Source organism: Arthrobacter sp. SIMBA_036, from assembly GCF_046535135.1.
Lineage (GTDB): Bacteria > Actinomycetota > Actinomycetes > Actinomycetales > Micrococcaceae > Arthrobacter.
The window spans coordinates 1-20,863 of the sequence record NZ_JAWRXG010000015.1 but is presented as its reverse complement, the minus strand read 5'-3'; the positions used below and the strand labels follow the sequence as shown (position 1 = coordinate 20,863).

Below are 20,863 nucleotides of genomic sequence, written 5' to 3'. Positions count from 1 at the left end.
ATTATCAATCGCTGCCAACGCTGCCGTGCTCCTGCCGCAGCCGAATTCGCCTGGAACATCACCGTTGGTGTATCCCACCAACGGTGCGAATCGAACGGCTGTCCCGCCGTGGGCAGGGTGGTTGGGCTTATGGTTTAGTCTGGGCGTCAAAGGCACCACCGAGCGGAACGTGGATAATCTCTGGCGAATCAGGCACAGCGCGGAGACCCTCCAGCGCGCTGTTCGCCCAATTCCTGCTGCCGGGCAAGTACGCCCGCGTCTGAGCAGTAACCCGTTCCACTGCGCTTGAGGCAGAGGAGGCCCAGAAGGTGCCCGCCGGCATCGACGACGGCAAGCCGACGCCGGCCCTGATGATTTAGCCACCCGGTCGTCTGATTAATGGACCAGCACTCCAAGGCCGTCCTGCCCTCTAGCCGTCCCAGATGTGCAGCGGGCGTCGCATCGGGTGCTTCCGTGGGAATGTCAGCGCGTTCGATCGTGGTCAGAAGCTCTCCGTGAGCGCCGACGACCAAGGCCATGTGCACGTGATCGTCGGCAAAGAGGGAGCGGACCTCACCGACAGTCGAGGACGGAGGGAATGTCTTGGGAATCGTCACCATCCATGCGCCGACTGTGCCGCTCACCGCTCGCGGGGTTTTCTCCTGCCGGTCCACACCTTCTCCCCTCCCCATCTCGACTGGCATTGTCCAGGAACGTCAGTCCGTCCAGCGACGTTCGGCTCGAGTTGATATCCTAGATTTTTTTCCAGTCGGACCTGGTCATCCCCTCATATCATCAGGGCGGTCCACGATTCGGACCTGTTCCCGGGCATTCACCCCACATCGCATCAAGGAGCGGACCCAGAGTTTCCCAAGTAGCCGGCCGCTTGCGGCCGGCTACTCAGACGATCAAGGCGTGCCTGCGGACGCTCGGGAGCCCGCTAGCCAGCTGAAAGATGGACAGCGTTAAATGCTCAGCCCCTCCGCCGCCACATGCCGGTAGAAGTCGACGTGCTCGGCAGGAAGCGGACCCTTGTTTAGGATCACGTCGGCCGCTTTCTCGGCGATCATCATGACCGGCGCATAGAGGTTCGCATTCGGGATTGAAGGCATAACCGACGCATCGACTACTCGAAGGCCGTCCACGCCGTGTACCCGGAAACTGTGGGGATCAACGACAGACTGGTCATCGTTACCCATCTTGCAGGTCCCGCAGGGGTGGTAGGTCGTCTCGGCATCCTGGGAGACCCACTCGAGGATCTCCTCGTCCGACTGGACTTCAGGCCCGGGCGAGAGCTCGCCGCCGTTGAATGCTGCGAAAGCGGGCTGGTTCATGAGGGCTCGCGTAGTGCGAACCCCGTCAATCCATTCCTGGCGATCACGTTCGGTGGACAGATAATTGAACGTTGCAACGGGTTGTTCGAACGGATCGCTGTTCCGCAACTTGATGTGCCCCTTCGACTGTGGCTGCTGCGGACCGAGGTTGATCTGGTAGGCGTGAGGCGACTCGGCAGGTGTGCCGTCGTTCCGCACCCCGAGCGTGAGCATAGTCAGCATCAGGTTCGGCATCGGGGCGTCATCGAAGGAGCGAACGAAGCCGCCACCCTCAAAGTGATTCGACGCACCCGGTCCGGTCTTATTGAACAACCACTTGAGCCCTGTCATCGGGTAGGTGTATTTCTTGACAATGCTTTGGTTGGAGACGGGCTGCTTACACTCGAACATGATGAACGCTTCAAGGTGATCCTGCAGGTTCTCGCCGACGCCAGGCAGGTCGGCAACAACGTCGATGCCGTGCTGCTTCAGCTCGGCTGCGTTGCCGACGCCCGAAAGCTGCAGCAGCTGTGGCGAGTTGTACGCACCACCGCTCAAAATGACTTCAGCGCCTCTCGCGATGTTCCGTTTCCGGAACCGAGTTGCAAACTCGACGCCGACTGCACGGGTGCCCTCGAAAACCACCCGCGTTGCTCGAGCACCCGTGATGACATCGAGGTTCTTCCGCTTCTTTGCCGGGGCAAAATACGTGCGCGCAGCGTTGTAACGTTCACCCTTGTCGATGTTTGAATCGAACGAGGAGAAACCCTCCTGCCGGTAGCCGTTCACGTTGTTGACGAGTTCGTAGCCCGATTCCTCAGCCGCTTCAAAGAGCGCACCGAACAACGGGTTCCGCGTTCCGTTGTGATGATGCTGATTAACTGGAATAGGTCCCGATTTACCACGGTACTCGCCGGTTGGATCCGAGCCCTTGAACGTCTCGATCCGCTTAAAGTACGGAAGAACGTGAGCGTAGTCCCATTCTTCGGTTCCTGTCTCCTGGGCCCAGCGTTCGTAGACGAGTGGATTGGCGCGCTGATAAAACATCCCGTTAATCGAGCTGCTTCCACCCATGACCCTGCCGTGATAGTGGTCAATTCGACGACCCTTAAGCCCTGTCTCCGGCTCCGACTTGGTGCGCCAGTCATAGAAGGGGTGACCCATCAGGAAGAGGAATGCAGCAGGCACTCGCACGGGGACATCAAGCCAGGAGTACCTGTGACCGGCTTCAAGGACCAATACTCGGTTTTGTGGATCTTCGCTCAAACGGTTCGCGAGGACGCAACCTGCGGAACCTCCCCCAACAATGATGTAGTCATAAGCATCAAGCTTCATTGTTTTGTCCTCACTTGGTAGATGGCGTTGTCGAGCTGCGTCGTTCGACTGAAAGCCGAGGCCTTAGCAACATCCTTCCCCAAGTGCGGAGGCGAGGCGCTAGGGAAGATTACGAAGTACCGGCAGGGATCTTGTGAGCCATGACATATCAGTGGATCTCACGGTTGTCAGACGGAACGACCCCGGAAGCCTGATCCGCACGCCCTCACATGGTTGTCAGTTGTGCCACGGCTCACTTTTCTGCATTGGTTTCAGAAAATCTACGAGGCGCCGTCCATCGCGGGAAGCCATGATGGAACTTGACAGTGACCACACCCGGACGACTACCACGACCACTGAGGAGCAACGCGACAATGACCCTGGAAAGCATGGACTTTATGGCCTTTGCAGAAACGTACCTCGCTGATGAGAAAGGTGAAGACGCTTCGAAGGTATTCAACCCGGCGACCGGAGACGTGATCGCCAGATTCCCCATAGCGTCTGATTCCGACGTGGATGCTGCCGTGCAGCGTGCCTCTGCGGCGTTCAAGACTTGGGGAAGCACCTCCCCCGCTGAGCGCGCGGCCGTTCTGCTCAAGATCGCTGATGCGGTTGAGCAGGAGACCGATGAGTTCGCTCGGATCGAGAGCCTGAACGTGGGGCTTCCGATCGGAGATGTGCGAGACTTCGTAGTGCCGACCGTCGTGGATGTTCTTCGCTTCTTCGCGGGCGCTGCCCGCATCTCGACGGCGCCCGCCGTCGACGAGTACGACAACGAGAGCACCTCATGGGTTCGCCGCGAGCCTCTTGGTGTCGTCGGTCTCATCACGCCTTGGAACTACCCTCTGCTGATGGCAGCCTGGAAGATCGCACCGGCCCTGGCAGCCGGAAACACGATCCTCCTCAAGCCGGCCACCGTGACACCCCTCAGCACCCTCAAGCTGGTCGAGATTGCCAACAACTTCGTTCCTGAAGGCGTTCTCAACCTCATCCTGGGTAGCGGTTCAGCGGGCACCGCGATGGCCAAGCACCCGGGAATTCGAAAGATCGCGTTTACCGGCGCAACCTCGACCGGCAAGTTTGTAGCAGCAACGGCTGCAGAAACCGTCAAGAAGGTGGGCCTCGAGCTCGGCGGCAAGGCACCTGTGCTGGTGTTCGCGGATAGCCCAATCCGTCAGACGGCCAGGGACCTCGTGACTTTCGGGTATTCGGGCGCTGGCCAGGATTGCACCGCTGCTTGCCGCATCATCGTTGAAGAGTCTGTCTATGAGGAATTCGTCGAGGCTTACTCCGAGGAAGTCAGCAAACTTGTCCTCGGCGACCCCTCCGACCCTGCCACCACACTGGGGCCGGTGATTTCGGAAAAGCAACTGAAGTCCGTCCTCGGGTTCATCGAACGCGCACGGGACGCTGGCAACACAATCAAGACGGGCGGGCGACAGGCAGATCGTCCAGGCTGGTTTATCGAACCTACTGTGATCACCGACGTCAAGCAGACAGATGAGATCGTTCAGAGCGAAGTCTTCGGCCCGGTAGTGAGTATCCAGTCGGCAAAAAGCGACGACGAAATGCTGCAGCTCGCCAACGACGTCAACTACGGCCTATCGGCCAGCGTGTGGACGACCAACCTTGCGCGCACGCTGCGCTTCAGCAAAGAACTTCGCTTCGGCACGGTGTGGGTCAACCAACACACGCCCAATGTGTCTGAGATGCCATTCGGCGGATACGGCGAGTCGGGCTATGGTCGCGAGCTATCGCTGCACGGCCTGGACGAGTACTCCCAGCTGAAGCACGTCATGGTCAAGCCTGGGCTCGACCTTTAAGAACCGGGGAGGACTAAGAGATGACAGAGAGATCAGTGAGCACGATTACAAACATTCCCACAAAGATGGCTGCTGTCCAGCTGGTCGGCCACGGCGGCCTCGACCAGCTGGTGTTTCGGACCGACGTGCCGACCCCCATGGCGGGGCCGGGAGAAGTGCTGGTCAAGGTTGGTGCGTGCGCGCTCAACAATACTGAAATCAACACACGCACTGGCTGGTACGACCGCGTCGTAGAAGAGTCTGTCTCAGAGGAACTTGGGCGGTCGGGGCGCGATGATGACGCCGGTGCCACGTGGAATAGCGCGAAAATGTCGTTTCCCCGCGTTCAGGGGGCCTCGGTGGCTGGAACCATCGTGGCGGTAGGGGAAGGAGTGGATGAGAGCCGGATTGGTACCCGAATCGTCGTCGACCCGTCTGTTCGGGATCCGAAGCTTCCCCGCCGTGCACAGATCGTTGAGTACCTCGGTGGTGACCGGGACGGAGGATTCGCGGAGTATGTGCCTGTGCCGTCCGTGAACGCGCATAGCATCAGCACCGACCTCAGTGACGCTGAGCTCGCCACTTTCCCCTGCTCTTACGACACCGCCGAGGAGATGCTGGCCCGGACCGAGCTGAGCGACGGCGAGACCGTCGTCGTCACCGGCGCCGCCGGTGGAGTGGGCACCGCGACAATCCAGCTTGCGCAGGCACGTGGCGCCCGTGTTATCGCCATTGCGAGTGCTGGCAAAGAGGCCCGGCTACGGGAACTCGGAGTCGACGGATTTGTCCCTCGAGACGTACCAAACCTGGCAGCCGCCGTTGCAGCTGTCATCGGTGAACGTGGAGCCGACGTCGTCATCGATGTTGTGGGAGGCAGCATGTTCGAAAGTCTGCTCCTGATGCTGAGGCGTGGGGGCCGATACGCGACGGCTGGAGCCATCGGTGGACCCGTGAGCCGCATCGACCTTCGGGAGCTCATCTATAAGGACCTGGAATTGCACGGGATCACCAACCCGACGCCGGAGACCTTCGCACGCCTTGTCAGTCTTATCGAGGAGGGAAAGATCAAGCCTCTCGTGGAAGAAAGCTTTCCGCTCTCTGAGCTCACGAAGGCTCAGGAAACGATGCTGAAGAGAACCCATATCGGCAAGATTGTGGTCACGCCCGAAGGTTCCACAACTTCCGATTGACGTACGCGTAACTGAAAACAGCTGAAGGCGCTGGCCGGGGAGTTGAAGCTTCCGGCAAGCGTTTTCGCTTTTGCCGGCCTCGAGACGGACGACGGCGACGGTCGCCCCTTCCAGGTGTGCGTCGCCGTCGTCGGTTAACCCGGACACGGGACGAATAGATCGGTACTTCCAATCAGAGGTCGTTTGGAGTTTCCCCGATCACACGAGACAGCTGTCGGCTCTACTCCAATGTCCACGCGCCCGTTCCGGACCTAATCTTTTTTCAGAATGGCCTGGTACGTCCAAGGACGTGAACGGGATCCAGATCGACGTACTCGACACGACGCAAGGGGACCCAAAGCATGAGCACGCATTTGACACACTGGGGAGCCTTCGAAGCTGAGAGCGACGGAACGTCTCTGCGGTCCGTCAAGCCATGGTCTGGAGATCCGGACCCCAGAGACATTCTCGATAATGTGGCCTCTGCGCAACATCATCCAACTCGCGTGCTGCGCCCGGCAGTTCGTTCGGGATGGCTGGAAAACGGGCCAGGGAGTGGATCAGGACGTGGTTCCGAGACCTTCGTAGAGGTGTCTTGGGAACGGGCCATAGAGCTAGTCAGTTCGGAGCTCAAACGGGTCTACGCGGAATACGGTCCCATGGCTGTATACGGCTGCTCGTACGGATGGGCCAGCGCCGGCCGCTTCCATCACACCCAAAGCCAAATCCACAGATTCCTGAACTCCTTGGGCGGATATGTTGCAGGTGTTACTGACTACAGTTACGGGGCCTCCGGCGTCGTGCTTCCGCACGTCATCGCTCCCCCGGTTGAAATTATGGCGAAGGCAACATCCTGGGACGTGGTCAGCCGGAACACCGAGCTATTCGTTGCCTTTGGCGGATTGTCAGAAAAAAACAGTGGAATCGGCCCAGGTGGAATTGGCCGCCATGTCGCCCGAAACGCAATCAAGGACGCGGTTGCTCGAGGCTGCCGCTTCATTGATGTATCACCAATCGCGGACGATACCTATGCGGAGGCCAAGGCCGAATGGATCGCACCAGTGCCCGGTAGTGATGCCGCATTGATGCTGGCACTGGCCTTCGTTCTGGATGCAGAAAATCTGGCTGACTCGCAATTCCTGGATCGCTATTGCGTTGGGGCCGACAAATTCTTGTCCTATGTCCGGGGTGACGTTGACGGAGCACCCAAGAACCCCCAGTGGGCAGAAAAGTTGACATCGATACCCGCCGAACGAATCGTTCGGCTTGCGCGCGAGATGGCGGCCTCGCGGACAATGATCAACATCAGTTGGTCAATGCAGCGACAGCAGCATGGCGAGCAACCCGTTTGGCTCGGGGTGACGCTGGCAGCCATGCTGGGCCAGATCGGCCTGCCCGGTGGCGGTTTCCAGCATGGATATGGCTCCTCTGCGGACGTCGGATTGCCCCTGCGAGTGTCCAGCGCTCCTTCCTTTCCCCAGGGGCGGAACCAAGAATCGTCCTACATCCCTGTCGCGCGGATCTCGGACATGTTACTCGAACCCGGCAGCCAGATCGACTTCAATGGCAATCGACTGACTCTGCCGAAAATAGAATTAATCTATTGGGCCGGCGGCAACCCCTTCCATCACCACCAGGACTTGGCCAAATTCCGTAGGGCCTGGTCAAAACCGGCAACCGTCATCGTCAATGAGCAGTTCTGGACCAGTACGGCGCGGCATGCCGACATAGTTCTGCCTGCAACAATGACGTTTGAGCGAAACGATTATGGGGCCGGTCGTAACGACCCCACGTTCTTCCCCATGCACGCCCTGACAGCACCTGCTGGAGAAGCACGGGATGATTTCGATATCTTCGCCGCCGTGGCAGAAAAACTGGGACGAGGGGAAGCTTTCACCGAAAACCGGGACACCATGGGCTGGCTTCGCCATCTATACGACGGGTGGCAGAAGAGGCTCGCCGACAAGGGAACCACCGTGGTGGATTTCGACACATTCTGGGCGAGCGAGAAGATCGAGATCCCGGTGATAAATACGGACCAGGTTCTTTTCTCCGAATTCCGGCGGGATCCAATTGGGCATCCGCTGGCCACCCCCAGCGGCAAGATCGAGATTTTCTCCTCGACGATCGAAAGCTTCGGCTACGCTGATTGTCCCGGTCATCCCGTCTGGATTGAGCCCGACGAATGGCTTGGATCAGGTGGAGATTACCCGCTGCACCTTATAGCAAATCAACCGAAGACCAAGCTACACAGCCAGCTGGACATAGGGGCCACCAGTCAAAGGTCCAAAATACAGGGGCGTGAGCCCCTGCGAATGAATCCTAAAGATGCAGCCGCCCGTGGGCTCTCGGACGGACAGGTCGTTTTACTGAGAAACGACCGTGGAAAGTGCTTGGCAGGCCTTGTAATTTCCAATGCAATACGTCCGGGTGTTGTCCAGCTTTCAGCAGGGGCCTGGTACGACCCCGCACCCGATGATCCGTCGTTCTGCCGTCACGGGAATCCCAATGTGCTGACCTCCGACAGGCCGTCCTCAAGTCTTTCGCAGGCCACTACTGCACAGCACGCGCTCGTTGAGGTTGAGGCTTGGTCAGGCGACATTCCCGAACTGGATGTGCTCACGCCGCCAGTTTTGGTGCCGGAGCAGTAGGACGCAGTTTGCGTACCCGGTCTCGGGCAAGCAGAGATCATTGTTCTCCTTCATACGAGCTGGCCTAAACCCCCAGGCGAGAGTAGCGTCCATTTCGAAGGAATGTTCACTTGCGACCGTGTGGCGCGTCGGCGGCTAAACGGCGCTGGCCTTTATTCGGGGGGCTGGAATGTCCGGTTGGAGTGCTGATAACGCTGCGGGGCCTCTAGGAGCCGGAACTGTCACCCTGGTTGAGGGTTCGTCATTCTGCATCTCCTTGGGAAACGGAGATATCCATCCCGGGAATCCACAGGGCCTTTTCGTCCAAGACACTCGCATCCTGTCGCTCTGGGGCTTGACCGTTAACGGCCACGTCGTAGAAGAGCTGGGGGCCGAAACGAAGGAACCCTACCGCGCGCTTTTTGCGGGACGTGTCCCCGGCTTGAACGGGCATGCCGACAGCGCCCTTATCGTGGAGCGGCTGCGTGAAGTGGGGTCCGGAATCCACGAGCAGATCACCGTTCGGAATAGGAGTCGCAGCCGATTTCGCTGATCTTGTCGAAGTGAAGGAGGCGCGAATAAAAAGGCGTTGGGCTGGGACCTCCCAGAGCCGGGGCGATGAGCTGGTTCTTCACGCCACTTGGCAAGATGTCAGAAAGGGCGTCGTTACCCGCGCACCCGGCGCAGAGCAGACGCCGGGAACGTTGACGTATAGGGTGACCGTTGAAACGCACGGCCAGTGGAGTACCACCCTGACGGTGATGCCCGAAACCGAGAGCGGCACTCGTCCGCCGTCTTTCGGCCATGCTGACGGCGAACTCTCCCCCAGTGACCTGCGCCGACAACAGTGGGTAGCCAAGATTCCGGTCTTGCAGATGGGGAACCGGTCAATCGAACGGACCATGCGGCGTAGCTGTGACGACCTGGGTGCACTCAGGATCGAGGACCCGAACCATCCGGACCGGGTTGTCGTGGCCGCCGGTGCTCCCTGGTTCATGACCCTTTTCGGCCGCGACTCATTATGGGCATCCGAGGGGTCCCTTCCGATCGATCCCTCCCTGGCGCTGGGTACGCTGCAAACGTTGGCAGACCGCCAGGGCCGCGCAGTAGATCCAATAAGCGAAGAAGAACCTGGCAAGATTCTGCATGAGGTCAGGTTCGATGTGTCCAGTGGACTCGCTCTCGGAGGCAAGGCCGCCTATTACGGCAGCTTTGATGCCACCCCACTGTTCGTCATGGTTCTCGGATCGGTCAGTCGTTGGGGCTTCGCTGCGGACACCATCGCCGCCTTGCTGCCTCACGCAGACCGCGCACTGGAGTGGATTCGGAACTACGGCGACAAAGACGGCGACGGTTTTGTCGAATATGAACGCCTGAACCATCGTGGCTTGATCAACCAGGGCTGGAAGGATTCCTGGGACGGCATCAATTTCGCCGACGGACGTATGCCCGAACCACCGATAGCCCTGTGTGAGGTTCAAGCCTATGTTTACGGGGCCAACGCGGCCCGCGCCTGGATGGCATATGACGCCGGAGACGATGCTCTGGGCAACGATGGGCCGCCCAAGCCAGCGGTGTCCTTAGGCCAAGTGCGGCAGATCGATCCGTAATCCTGGCGCAATTGATCGACCTGACCCGGGACGGAGAAGCAGAGTGAAGAAATGGCTATCGCTCGGCGGTGCCGTCCTAACGGAGGTGAGCGCTATCCTCGCTCTCAAAGCCGCCCTGGAAACGCCGGGCTGGTATGTGTTGGTCGTCGTCGGATACATCTCCGCCGTTGGCCTGCTCACAGTCTGTTTGCGCTTCGGTATGAGCATCAGCGTTGCCTATGGAGCTTGGGGCGCAAGTGGAGTCACAACCACCGCGCTTTTATCCGCCCTCATTTTTGACGAAACCCTTACATGGCTAATGGGCCTGGGGATGATGTTCATACTCGCCGGCGTCGTAACAGTCGAGCTTGGATCGCAAAACGCCAAGCGCCTTCAAGGAGCGAAGGATGCCCAATGAGCTGGGTTTTCCTGAGCTTGGCCATCGCTACCGAAGTTGGTGCCACGGTGTCCCTGCGGGCTTCGGAAGAGCTGAAGAAGAAGCTGTCGCTTATTCCCATAGTGGTCGGCTATATCTGTGCAAACGTCGTCCTCAGCATGGCCTTGGCCGAAGGGCTTGCACTTGGCGTAGCCTATGGGATCTGGGTTGCTTGCGGTGTCGCACTCACAGCAAATATCAGCCCGTGTCTTCTTCAAGGAGCCCTTAACACCGCTCATGGCCTTCGGGATACTGCTCACCGGCGCAGGAGTTTTGGTGGTTGAAATCGGCGCGGGCCTGGCTCACTGAACACCCAGACTCCCTGGCCAGTAGTGAACCACGTCAGCGACTAACCGGATTCCAGGCAGAAACAGCCAGGTAGCTGGCAGGCTTCGTCATACGGTCCTATCATCGTCACCGCACTATCGACTGTTTCCCATCCAGACCGCGGCACACCTGAATCATTGCTAGTCGGGTTTCGAGACCTCAAGTCACCTGATCCGTTGGAAGCCAGGCTACGAGACTTCACTGTTCAGCCCTCCCAATGGGGTTCGACTCTAAGATGGCAGCCTCTTTCGGCGCTGACTCAAATCTAAGATGCAAAGATTTCCACCATTGACGTTCTCCATTTCCGGAGCGTTACAACCAATGTTGGGTCGAGTCGATAGTTGACCTGATGAGGGACGGTACGATGACTTCCCGACCCTGCAGGGGATCAGGGGCTATACGAACTTGCGGGTGTTTCGTTGGCGAATGTCTTATGGTTCACCCTGTAGATAGCTGATTAGGTATCCCTACCAACGCAGGACCGAGGCCCTTCTTTCAGGCCTGCGGTCTGATGCGACCCCGACTGGCATCTGTGAATCAACGAAGGGTACCAATGTCCACTGGAGATCAAAGATTTGGGAGTGCCACCGGCGCCCAACCTGGCAAGCTGCGTCTGGAAATCAGTGACGTCCGCATAGTCAATAAGGCCGCTTTAAGGCGCGCCGTTGCTGGAACGGTCGTCGGGAACATTATCGAATGGTACGAATTCGGCGTGTTTGCCTACCTCATAACGGTAATGGGGCCTGTTTTCCTTCCGCAGGCCGACCCGACAGTCCAGGCTCTTTACCTGTACGGCACATTCGCAGTGACATTCGTTGCCAGACCACTGGGCGGCGTCTTCTTCGGATGGCTGGGAGACAGGATCGGGCGGCGTAAGGTCCTGACGTTCACGTTGCTCCTCATGTCCGTCTCCACGTTTGCCACCGGGCTGCTCCCCGGGTACGCGGATGTCGGGCTTTGGGCTCCGGCGCTTCTCGTGTTCTTGAAACTGCTGCAAGGGTTCTCCGCCAGTGGGGAATACACCGGTGGCGCGACCTTCCTGAGCGAATATGCGCCGGATAAGCGGCGGGGTTTCTATGTTGGATTCATGGGATCCAGTTATCTGGGATTCGCCTTTGGAGCCGGCCTGGTAGCCCTTCTGCAGCTGGGGTTCGGTCAGGACGCGATGCTATCCTTCGGCTGGCGGATTCCATTTCTCGTCGCAGGCCCGCTCGCCGCCATAGCCCTGTATTTCCGCTATCGCATTGAAGAGTCGTCTACGTTCAGTGCCGTCTTGAAGGAACGGGCAGAGGAGTCCCGGAGAACCGGTGAGCTGGCAACAAACCCGGGTATCATCCAGGTCATTCGGGCCCATGGGCGTTTCATTCTGCCCGTCATGGGTGTCGCGGCCGCAGGCAATGTCATTGCCTACACCATGACCTCGTTCACTCCCACATACCTGAACCAGACGCTGGGTTTCCAGGGTTCCCTTGGCGCCCTTGTCATCTTCCCCTTGTTCGTACTCGCAGCATTCGCAACCCAGTTTTTTGCCTCGCTCTCGGACAAGATAGGCAGGAAGCGGATCCTGTTCACCGGCGCAATCCTGGGCATCGTGCTTCCGGTTCCAGCGTTCATGATGATGGGTTCGGGCCAAATTTGGGGCGCGCAACTCGGGACACTCTTCATCATGGTCTGCGCAACCCTCTTTTCGTCGAGCTACGCTTCTTCGCTGCCTGAGCAGTTCCCGACGCCGTCGCGTTCCAGCGCTCTTGGGCTTGCCTACAATGTGGGAAACGCGGCCTTTGGCGGGACGGCTCCTCTGGTTATTGCGGCACTTATCGGAGCCACCGGGAACAGAATGGTGCCCGCTTACTACCTGATGGGCGCAGCCCTGCTGGGACTGATTTCCGTCCTTTTCCTCAAGGAAACAAGCAGGAAGCCTCTCAACGGCTCATTACCCAACGTGGAAACCAAGGAAGAGGCTCAGTACCTCGTTGATACCCAGGACTCCAACAACCTCCTCGATCCCGCCGAAATGGCCCTCACTCAAGATGTTCCTTCAGATTCGGAGGGCGGCCGGCGCTTCTAACCGATCCGAAGCCCTCCCGGCCACCTATCCGGCCGGGCTCAAGAGGTCGCATTCGAGAACGACTCCATCTGCAGCCGCACCGACCTCAAGCCGCCAAGAACGCCTGTAACGTGACGAGTCGGTCCCTGAACTCACCTCCCTGGGCGGAGTTTCAGCAAGGAGGTGAGTGGGAGACGATGCCTCATGGTGCGGGCAGGACGACGACGTACTTTCCGGGCTCGCGCCGGGACTCGAGGGCGCGGTGCGCGTCGGCCACCTTATCAAGTCCTTCGAAGACCTCCGCGATGACAACTTTAAGTGCCCCGGATTCGATAGCGTTCAAGTACTGGTCCAGCGCGCTGGCGGGGAGGTCGCGGGCTTCGCCGGCGTAGCTGGTAAGCCGCACGCCGGTGGGGATGATAAAAGGGTCGAAGTCTGGGACGGTCCAGGCCCCACTGAGTGCGCCGACGAAGCAGACGGTGCCGCCGGGTCGGATGAGTGAGAGCACATCAGGCAGTGCGGTGGCTCCCACGAATTCGAGTGCGGCGTCGACACCCTCCGGTGCGATCACCCGGATTGCCTCAGGAAGGGTCTCGTCGTCGCTGAGGGCGTGGTCCGCGCCGACGCTCTTGAGGAGGTCGGACTTGGCGGGGTTCCGGGTTGTTGCGATGACGGTGGCACCGAGGTGGTGAGCGATCGCAATGGCGGTGAGCCCCACGCTGGAGGTGCCGCCGTGGACGAGGACGCTCTGGCCAGTCTGAACTCCAAGCCCGCTGGTGATGGAGCCGTGCGCTGTTTGCAACATCTCCGGGAGCGCCCCAACGATGTCCCAACCTAGGTCGGTGTCGAACGGGATAAGGTTCGCGGCATCGACAACTGTGTATTCTGCGTAGCTGCCGTCGATGTTTCGACCCAGACCGCCCATCATTGTGGCAACCTTCTGTCCGGGGGCGAGGTCGACGCCTTTACCGATAGCATCGACCTCGCCGACGCCTTCGATTCCCAGGACCCGGGGAAATGAGAAGTCGGGACTGGACTCACCCTGACGGCTGGTCACCTCGGACTCGTTGACCCCGAACGCCCTCACACGGATACGCACCCATCCTGGTCGCACGTCGGGGATCGGTACGTCGCTGACCGTGAGCCCCTGAAGGTCAGCCGGGCCGGTCAAGCGGATGGCGCGCATTGTCTCAGACATGATGTTGCTCCTTCGTGGAATGGGTGATTTGGGGTTGGAGGGGCGACGAGAGCGTTGAGAGTTTAGCGCAACGTCAGATCATTGAAAGCGGAATCGCCGTGGGCGAGGCGATGACTCCACCACCCCCAAAGCAAAACATTGACAGTGCGTGCGGTCCGGGTTCGGCGTCCCCGATGCAGGATCTCGAGGGAATCGTCCTCGACGCACTGGAGCACCTCTGTCACCTTCGGGTTCCGCGCTCCGTAGTGGCGGACCTCCTCATGCAGACGGATGTCGTCGAGGGTAGGACTAGTGGTGCCGATCGCTGCGTTGACTAGCACTCCGACCACGTCCGTGAGGGTTCGGGCCTCACAAAGCGCACGGCCTGGCGGGGTCCGAGGTGGCTGCGAGTCGAGTCGAAGGCATCCACGATAAGGTCCTCCAGAGTGGGGAAGCAGCAAGTCATCGAGCCAAGTGGAACCTCGGTGCGAGCGGCGACACCGCGATACGAGACACCAGCCACCCATCTTCCTTGATCACCTCCAGCGTTGCTTGCAGGACATGGGCACTGCGACCGGGATCGTTCGGTTTCCTCGCTCATGCCTTTTCCCGTGTCGGACCCAGTGCGTACAATGGTACATATTCGAGTTCAGCCTAGTCCAACATGAGGGAAGCCCCATGAACGGCGAAAAACTGCAGGAGCCTACCTGGGCGGGCACTGGCTTGTAACTTGAACGGTTCCTCCTCACCGACCTTCCACCGGGGTCAATATCGGCGGGGGCCGCCCGGTGAGGGCCCCGAAAGGTGGTTTCGCCACCGTCTGGGGCGATTAGCTACGCAGGTCTTGATCCGGCGGCATTGAAGAGACTAAGGCGTCGAGGATGGCAATCTCCGATATGAAGATCGGGGAATCTTAACAAAGACAACGTTGGCCTGATCAGGGCTGGAACGGATCGTCTGCGACTTCTCGGCATGAACAGCGGCCCAACTTTCGCGAGATTACCTATTTTCTTAAGGCTGAATCGTTTTAGGTCCTCACTGCGCTGATCCGAGACGGTGTGGACCGCTACAGAATTTGGGCCCAATGCAGAACTGGTTCTGACCGTCCCGCTTCCATGCCTTGTTGAAGCGGGCCGTAGCCGGTTTACCCACCAAATCAATGTTCGCCACGGTCACTGCCGTTGCCTAGCCCAACCGTGCGCCTGTCATGACCTGGAAGTTAGTGAAGTCCCGGTACCGCTCCGCCAGGCCCTCCATCATCAAGTCGAATTCCGCTTGGGTGAGAAACATCATTTCGTCCTCGGCCTTCTCGACGCTCGGCAGCTGCGCCGCGGCGCGGATTGCGCGAGACCGTAGCCGGCATCTCTGCCGTTGGCTCCGGTCTGGTTGCACTTCCGGGTTATTTCTGCGCCTATGCCGGAAGCGTCGTGTTCGGGGGTGTCGTCATGGGCGAGTTGGTACATGGCACGCTCAACGGGCCCAACCTCCCTTGGTACGTCTGGGCAAGCATCTTCTGGGCTGCCAGCTCAATCCTCGGCTATTTCAAGGTCGAACTGTCAGCAAAGGTGCTGACTATCTCCCTGTTCCTTGAGGTCGTCATCGTGGTCGCTTGCGACGTCCTTCCCCGCTGCAAGGCCGCGTCTTCAGCCCGGTCCAAGGGTGCATCGATACGAGGGCCTGTTCGGGTGTTTGGGACCGGCAACGGAAAACGATATTCATTTGCACGTAACTAGTTGTTTGTGCCAACGAGCCCTCGGGACTCTGGCGTCCTCTCAATCGCAGCCACTTCTCGCCCGGTTCGACGTGATGGGGTGGTGAAATTTCCACCGAGGCAGAGCTTGAACACATCGAGGACATCTTTCCCATCGGCTAATTCGGCTCGCCCTACCCGAAGGCGTGAGATCCGGGCGGGAGTCGCAAGCCAATGATGGCGAAGGCACGAGGCAGCGGCTGCCCAGGGCCTTCACGCTTTCGACACACAAACATACCTATGGAGAAAGCGTCACAGAGCTCTTCCGTCCGCAACAACCTCTCTCACGAAGGACGCACACAGGACCACGAGGGCGCCTGAGAGGGACGTCGCAAACTGCCACTTCGAGCAGTGGAATGGGTCAAAAGAGCTCCCCCATCGGGGCGCCGTCAGCCAGCGAAAGGTGGAGGCGACCATTCGGCGCTAGACGGCGAGGGATTCTGTTTACGCTTGGATCACCATGGATTCGGCAAGCACCGAGTTCTCGTCAGGCCGCCGAACGGCCGGTCAGCGGCGAGTCCGTAAGCTTCACCGCCCCTCGTCTTCGTAGCCAACAAGGACAACGACGCCAGGCACGTCTAGAGGCAGCATCCAGCTGCCGTCTCCTCGCTGCTACGTTTACTTGAACAAAGCGTCCGCCCGCCCATCAGTAGCCCGGCGAAAACGCGTTATCAGGGCGTGTACAAGTAGCGTTGCAAAAACCGCAGCGCAGAGCAGTGCGCCGATCGCAAACGAGGTTCCGATTCCGGCACCGGTCGGGTGAAGATCCGGCGCCATGTTGGCTGCCAGCACCGCACCCGAGACCGCTGTGCCGAAGGAGCTTCCCACATTGCGCAGGACCTGATTGAAACTTACGGAACTACCCAGTTCCTCGGCGGCAACGCTCCGCGCGATCAGCGCTGGCATGGCGGCATAACTGGCACCCATTCCCAGGCCGAATACCAGCATCCCGGTCAGGATCTCCCAAAGCGCAGTGTGGGCAAACCAGAGCTGCATTCCGGCGGCTGCCATAATGCCTGCGCCGATCGGCAGCAAAGTCGCCAACGGAATCCTGCGCGCCAAACGGCGCACCATACGATTCGCGAGGAAGCTTCCAACCGACAGCGGAAGCATCACAAAACCGGCCCAGAACACGGGCAAGGCGATGCCGTAGCCGGTTGAAGTCGGGGCTTGGGCCACGAGGCTGGAGATTGATAAGCCGATGTACATCGCGGCACCCAACCCCATGCCCGTGCCGTTCGCCAACAACACCTCACCGTTCCGCAGGACCCGAAGGTTGACCAGGGGATGCCGCGTCCGAAGCTCCACCCGGACCCAAGCGGTCAGGACTGCTGCCGCCACGATGAAGCAGCTTATGACCCCGGGAGAGCTCCATCCCCACGAAGGCCCTTCACTGACGCCCAGGAGCAGAAGGCCCAAACCGAGGCCAAGCAGGCTAGCTCCGGCGAAATCAAAGGGAAGCCGTGGGGCTCGTTCGTCGGGTCCTGCCGGCACGGCGCGGAAGACCACAAAGATCGCCGTCACCACGAACAACGCGGCAAACCAGAAAGCGAACCGGAAGTCGAAGAGCCCCGCAATGATTCCGGTCAGTGGGTAGCCGACGCCAAGGCCGGTCGCCACCGTCACCGACAGGCTCGATATGGAGAATCGCACCTTATCAGCAGCGATGTAGCGGCGGGCGAGGGCGATCGTCACAGGAACAATCCCGTAGGTCAGGCCCTGAAGCGCCCGTCCGACCAGGAACACCGTGAAGTTTGGAGCCGTCGCAGCCATGACGGACCCGGCGAGGATGATCCACAGTGCCAACAGCAGGAGCCGCTTCTTGTGCGGTCCGTCGCTGATCCGTCCCATCACCGGGGTCGCCACCGCACCGACCAGAAGGTTGACGGTGAGCATCCACTGCGCCGTACTGACCGGCACATCCATCTCACGGGCAATTGACGGCACCAACAACATGCCGAGCGAGCTCACGATCGCTGTGGAGAGCGCCGCGTAGACCAGCGCCGGAACCAGGCTTGAACGTACGGCCGGTTCAGTCAACGGACACCTCAGGCCCAAGCTTGCTCAGGACTCGGATAGCCCCCTCCAGCGCCTTCCGGCCTTCCGGTGTCAACCGTTCCGCAACTGCACGGTCAAGCCAGGCATGCTCGGCTGCAACCTCCTGAACTGGTTTGCGCCGTCCCTCGACCGTGAGGATGGTCCAGGTCCGACGACGGTCCTCGTCGCCGGTCGCCCGCACCACGAATTCCAGCCGTTCCAGCTCGCCGACTGCCAACGAAATTGCTTGGGGGCTGACGTGAGCAACGGCACCAAGTTCCGACGATGCCGCTTGCCCTTGCTCCACGAAGCGGCTAATCACGCCAAGCTTGCCAGGGGACATCGTCCGTTCAGCATCGAGGCGCCGCCACAGCGGACGTAGTGCGTCGAAGAAGGAGCGCGTAGTAATTTCGCCTGCGATTATTCTTGGTTCCACCCCTTAACTGTACAAGTAACTTGACCAAGTTACTTGTGTAATCAGTCACAACCACGAAAGGTCGAGTACGGTTCCGCCTGTGGGACCGGGAAGGTGGTCATCAGGGGGTAGCGGAATCCAGACGGATGGATTAGGCAGGTCCGAGCTCCGAGTGCGTGATTTTGTCCACCGGCGGAAAGCTCGGCAGTACTGGATTCAGCGGCTCAACAGCAACATTGGAGTGGTTGTCGCCAGAGCTGGCCCCAACCTCGTCATCGTTCACGGCGTCAGAGCGGAATATTCATGGCAGCACTTCTAAGCGTCGGCGCTAAGGCCGATCGAATCGGCATCGAGGCAGCGGTCGCCAGACTCTGCTGGGTAGAACGACAGCAGCAGAAGTGTGCACACCACGGGATGAAGCAGGGTTTAAGGTTGCCTGCCCACCCGGTGGCCCCGCGTTACGCTGGATAAGGTCGCCACTGCCGCCAAAGTGAGCAAGCCTGGACTCATGTGCCACTTCCCCACCCGCCACGCCCTTACGGTCGGACCCGTGGAAATCCCGGCCCTTCTGCTCATATCAAGGATGACAATTGGGCGGACTGAAGTCCTCTGCTAGCGAAGCCAACTGACCGATACGCCGCATACATCAAGACCGCTGCTGAGGGTGCAAATGCATGATCCGAATGTTCGTTGTGGGCCCAGTTAGCGTACGCGCCGGGCAATACGGACCTATTCAGCATCTTCAATCAGTGACGGGCCTTCGCGATGTGGTACGACAAACTCGCACTCACCTACCTTGGCGGAGCCGTTCTCCGGGCAGTCAGCATCTGGGTGACAGCTTTAGGAGACGCGCCCTGGTATTTCAACGCCATGTACGCCTTGATGCGAACCTCGGTGGCAGGTTTACGTCCAATTTACAAAGTTGATTCAGGCCTCGTGGAGATTCCGATATGTTCGTGGAATGGCACTTTCAACTTCAGGGCGCCAACCTCGGGGCGAGTCGAGCGGCTTTTGCGAACCCGACTGCGTGGCGCGATGGACGGGACAATCCCGGAGTGCACCGGCTCCATAGTCACCGGCCCCTGGTGCCTGGACCAAGACGGGCGCGCAACGGGATTGTCGGCCGCTGCCCTACTCGACCAAACTCTGGCAACCTCTATCCGCGCTGCGGCCCCGGAGCTTTCTACGATGGTCACGACGGAACTCCAACTGAACTTCCTGGTGCCGCCACCTTCGGACGGCACCGTTCTCGAGGCGTGGACCAGAAGCGGCTTCGTTGATTCCAGGGGAGGCGTGGCCTTTGGCGCCCTTCGTGGGCCGGACGCAAGGGAGTACGTGCATGCCGTTGGATGGTTCCAAGCGGTTCACTCCGCCCCGACTGGAGCACTCGACAATTTCCATCGCATGGGCGCGTTGCCTCTAGGACCCACATTCGACGTCACCCTGGACAAGTTGCTAGGTCTTCGTAGTCTGGCGTCGAAGGCTGCGGACGGCGGCCCAGCAGACAGCGACGGATTCGTCAAAGGGCCGGACCTCCCCATGATCGACGAGTTCTTGAATCGCAACGGGACCGTTCATGGAGGAGTGACTACCATGATGGCGGGACTCGCTGCCAAGGCGGCCATGCCGCCCGATTCTGATTCTTTCGATCTCCAGTCCTTGCGGTTGGTGTTCCTCCGCCCGGCCACGGGTCCGATTACTTCTCGGGCAAGAATCCGCCATCCCGGACGCTCCTTGCGCATCGTGGACGTGGGACTGTTCAGCGGCCACACGACTCCAGGCAACCCGACATCGCATGCACCAGGCGCGGAGTCAAAGGGAGGAGAATGACCAGCCCACCAAAAGCAAGCCGATTGCACAAGCCCAAGCGATTCTCCGCCCGGCGCACTGACGGGCCCGTAGTCAAGGTCGAACAACGCGTAGTTGCTCCAGGGGCCGGCGGTAGTTGACGCCGTCGCCCTTGAGGCGGACAACCTTGGCGACCATTTCGGGAACTCACGGGTCTGGCAGGGTCAATTGCTTTTGGCATCATGCCCACCGGTTATCTCTTGAATCAGGGGTCCCGACCGGAAGTACTTTCTTGAGCGGCAGAATGTAGATTTCCTTGGAAAGCATGCCCTGACGACCAGGACCCCATGTGGTCGGTGTCGCTGCGGCAATGACCAGCACGGCAACCAGCAAAGTGGCGAGGCCCCACCAGCCCACAACGTCCCGGGAGCCGTAGATGTGGTTCAGGTTCCGCAATGCTCCGGTGAAGAACACGTGCACCACCGTAATCAACGCAGTAGAGCATCACCGGAAAGTGCAATGCTCGCGCCCATCCCATCGGGTACAGCGCCTTGAGGAGCTCGGCACGCTCGGGCACCACGTAGAAATCCGAACGCCCACCAGGACCGCCAACGCGGCGGCGACGAACACGGTGAGGATTAAGTATGGATGGTTGTTCGGGAGGAACGACAGCATGCTACGGCAGACCCCAACAAGCCCGAAGGATCGGCGGTCGGATCCGGTTCTTAGCACCCTTATGACTAGGAATACAGAGGACAAAAGCAAAGGCGGGGGTAAATCCCGAGCGCCTTTCTATAACCCGCGACTCACAGTGCCGAGGAGTCGTTCGCCGGGTGGCGTGCATAGCGACAAAGCGAGCAACCATAGTCGAGCCGCAGGGTGTCGATGCAAGGGGCCGGGAGGATAAGGAGCGACCCTAGGCGTCAGCACCCATGGCGTGACTGCCCTCGACAATCTCCGCTTCGGCGAGCGACTCGGGTTCGGCAGGCTCAGCGGCGAGCTCAAAGGAATTCACGTGCGACAGCCGAGATCACGCCGACGCGTAAGGGTCCCCGGCAGCTAGACGTCAGAGCGTCCATTGGGGACGAAG

Annotated in this window: 15 protein-coding genes and 1 pseudogene; 9 read left to right on the top strand and 7 right to left on the bottom strand. The window is 59.8% G+C overall.

The window, feature by feature from the left end; translation table 11 throughout:
* Nucleotides 1-188: 188 nt before the first annotated feature.
* The gene (locus SB659_RS17635) at nucleotides 189-623 is read right to left on the bottom strand and encodes a hypothetical protein (protein ID WP_410551294.1); all 435 of its coding nucleotides are present in this window, start codon (nucleotides 621-623) and stop codon (nucleotides 189-191) included.
* 321 nt (nucleotides 624-944) lie between these two features.
* Nucleotides 945-2,627: a choline dehydrogenase gene (locus SB659_RS17630; RefSeq protein WP_410551293.1), complete on the bottom strand. Its 1,683-nt coding sequence runs from the start codon at nucleotides 2,625-2,627 to the stop codon at nucleotides 945-947.
* Nucleotides 2,628-2,980: 353 nt separating this feature from the next.
* Here SB659_RS17630 and SB659_RS17625 point away from each other — a divergent pair, with 353 nt between their 5' ends.
* From SB659_RS17625 to SB659_RS17595, 7 genes and pseudogenes are all read left to right on the top strand, one after another.
* Entirely contained in the window at nucleotides 2,981-4,429 is a 1,449-nt protein-coding gene (locus SB659_RS17625) for an aldehyde dehydrogenase family protein (protein ID WP_410551292.1), read from the top strand.
* A 20-nt stretch (nucleotides 4,430-4,449) separates the two neighbouring features.
* Complete coding sequence (locus SB659_RS17620) at nucleotides 4,450-5,598, top strand: alcohol dehydrogenase family protein (protein ID WP_410551291.1); 1,149 nt, start codon at nucleotides 4,450-4,452, stop codon at nucleotides 5,596-5,598.
* Between the two features lie 341 nt (nucleotides 5,599-5,939).
* On the top strand, nucleotides 5,940-8,228 hold the full coding sequence (locus tag SB659_RS17615; RefSeq protein ID WP_410551290.1) for a molybdopterin-dependent oxidoreductase: 2,289 nt from the start codon (nucleotides 5,940-5,942) through the stop codon (nucleotides 8,226-8,228).
* Between the two features lie 169 nt (nucleotides 8,229-8,397).
* Nucleotides 8,398-9,754 (top strand): annotated as a pseudogene (locus SB659_RS17610) (glycogen debranching N-terminal domain-containing protein); the annotation flags it as partial.
* A 106-nt stretch (nucleotides 9,755-9,860) separates the two neighbouring features.
* Nucleotides 9,861-10,214: a DMT family transporter gene (locus tag SB659_RS17605; RefSeq protein WP_410551289.1), complete on the top strand. Its 354-nt coding sequence runs from the start codon at nucleotides 9,861-9,863 to the stop codon at nucleotides 10,212-10,214.
* Complete coding sequence (locus SB659_RS17600; protein WP_410551288.1) at nucleotides 10,211-10,516, top strand: DMT family transporter; 306 nt, start codon at nucleotides 10,211-10,213, stop codon at nucleotides 10,514-10,516. Before SB659_RS17605 ends, SB659_RS17600 begins: the two co-directional genes overlap by 4 nt.
* A gap of 596 nt (nucleotides 10,517-11,112) precedes the next feature.
* On the top strand, nucleotides 11,113-12,627 hold the full coding sequence (locus SB659_RS17595; RefSeq protein WP_410551287.1) for an MFS transporter: 1,515 nt from the start codon (nucleotides 11,113-11,115) through the stop codon (nucleotides 12,625-12,627).
* 181 nt (nucleotides 12,628-12,808) lie between these two features.
* Here the strand turns inward: SB659_RS17595 and SB659_RS17590 are convergent, their stop codons facing one another.
* Together SB659_RS17590 and SB659_RS17585 are read right to left on the bottom strand one after the other, a co-directional pair.
* Nucleotides 12,809-13,804, bottom strand: a complete 996-nt coding sequence (locus SB659_RS17590) for a zinc-binding dehydrogenase (protein WP_410551286.1) — start codon at nucleotides 13,802-13,804, stop codon at nucleotides 12,809-12,811.
* A 62-nt stretch (nucleotides 13,805-13,866) separates the two neighbouring features.
* On the bottom strand, nucleotides 13,867-14,133 hold the full coding sequence (locus SB659_RS17585; RefSeq protein WP_410551285.1) for a hypothetical protein: 267 nt from the start codon (nucleotides 14,131-14,133) through the stop codon (nucleotides 13,867-13,869).
* A gap of 990 nt (nucleotides 14,134-15,123) precedes the next feature.
* Here SB659_RS17585 and SB659_RS17580 point away from each other — a divergent pair.
* Entirely contained in the window at nucleotides 15,124-15,516 is a 393-nt protein-coding gene (locus tag SB659_RS17580) for a hypothetical protein (RefSeq protein ID WP_410551284.1), read from the top strand.
* Between the two features lie 635 nt (nucleotides 15,517-16,151).
* Here SB659_RS17580 and SB659_RS17575 read toward each other — a convergent pair.
* Together SB659_RS17575 and SB659_RS17570 are read right to left on the bottom strand one after the other, a co-directional pair.
* Nucleotides 16,152-17,573 (bottom strand): MFS transporter, encoded by a 1,422-nt coding sequence (locus SB659_RS17575; RefSeq protein ID WP_410551283.1) that lies wholly within the window; start codon nucleotides 17,571-17,573, stop codon nucleotides 16,152-16,154.
* A complete protein-coding gene (locus SB659_RS17570; protein WP_410551282.1) occupies nucleotides 17,566-18,006 on the bottom strand; it encodes a MarR family winged helix-turn-helix transcriptional regulator in 441 nt (146 codons plus the stop codon). The genes SB659_RS17575 and SB659_RS17570 overlap by 8 nt, the downstream gene beginning before the upstream one ends.
* A gap of 744 nt (nucleotides 18,007-18,750) precedes the next feature.
* Here SB659_RS17570 and SB659_RS17565 point away from each other — a divergent pair.
* Nucleotides 18,751-19,815, top strand: a complete 1,065-nt coding sequence (locus tag SB659_RS17565; protein ID WP_410551281.1) for an acyl-CoA thioesterase domain-containing protein — start codon at nucleotides 18,751-18,753, stop codon at nucleotides 19,813-19,815.
* A gap of 198 nt (nucleotides 19,816-20,013) precedes the next feature.
* Here SB659_RS17565 and SB659_RS17560 read toward each other — a convergent pair whose 3' ends face one another.
* The gene (locus SB659_RS17560) at nucleotides 20,014-20,247 is read right to left on the bottom strand and encodes a hypothetical protein (RefSeq protein ID WP_410551280.1); all 234 of its coding nucleotides are present in this window, start codon (nucleotides 20,245-20,247) and stop codon (nucleotides 20,014-20,016) included.
* Nucleotides 20,248-20,863 lie beyond the last annotated feature (616 nt).

Excerpts from the sequence above, each read along its gene's own strand:
- SB659_RS17615 (WP_410551290.1), top strand. The coding sequence starts at position 5,940 with ATGAGCACGCATTTGACACACTGGGGAGCCTTCGAAGCTGAGAGCGAC.
- SB659_RS17625 (WP_410551292.1), top strand. The coding sequence starts at position 2,981 with ATGACCCTGGAAAGCATGGACTTTATGGCCTTTGCAGAAACGTACCTC.
- SB659_RS17590 (WP_410551286.1), bottom strand. The coding sequence starts at position 13,804 with ATGTCTGAGACAATGCGCGCCATCCGCTTGACCGGCCCGGCTGACCTT.
- SB659_RS17565 (WP_410551281.1), top strand. The coding sequence starts at position 18,751 with ATGTGGTACGACAAACTCGCACTCACCTACCTTGGCGGAGCCGTTCTC.
- SB659_RS17630 (WP_410551293.1), bottom strand. The coding sequence starts at position 2,627 with ATGAAGCTTGATGCTTATGACTACATCATTGTTGGGGGAGGTTCCGCA.
- SB659_RS17595 (WP_410551287.1), top strand. The coding sequence starts at position 11,113 with ATGTCCACTGGAGATCAAAGATTTGGGAGTGCCACCGGCGCCCAACCT.
- SB659_RS17600 (WP_410551288.1), top strand. The coding sequence starts at position 10,211 with ATGAGCTGGGTTTTCCTGAGCTTGGCCATCGCTACCGAAGTTGGTGCC.
- SB659_RS17620 (WP_410551291.1), top strand. The coding sequence starts at position 4,450 with ATGACAGAGAGATCAGTGAGCACGATTACAAACATTCCCACAAAGATG.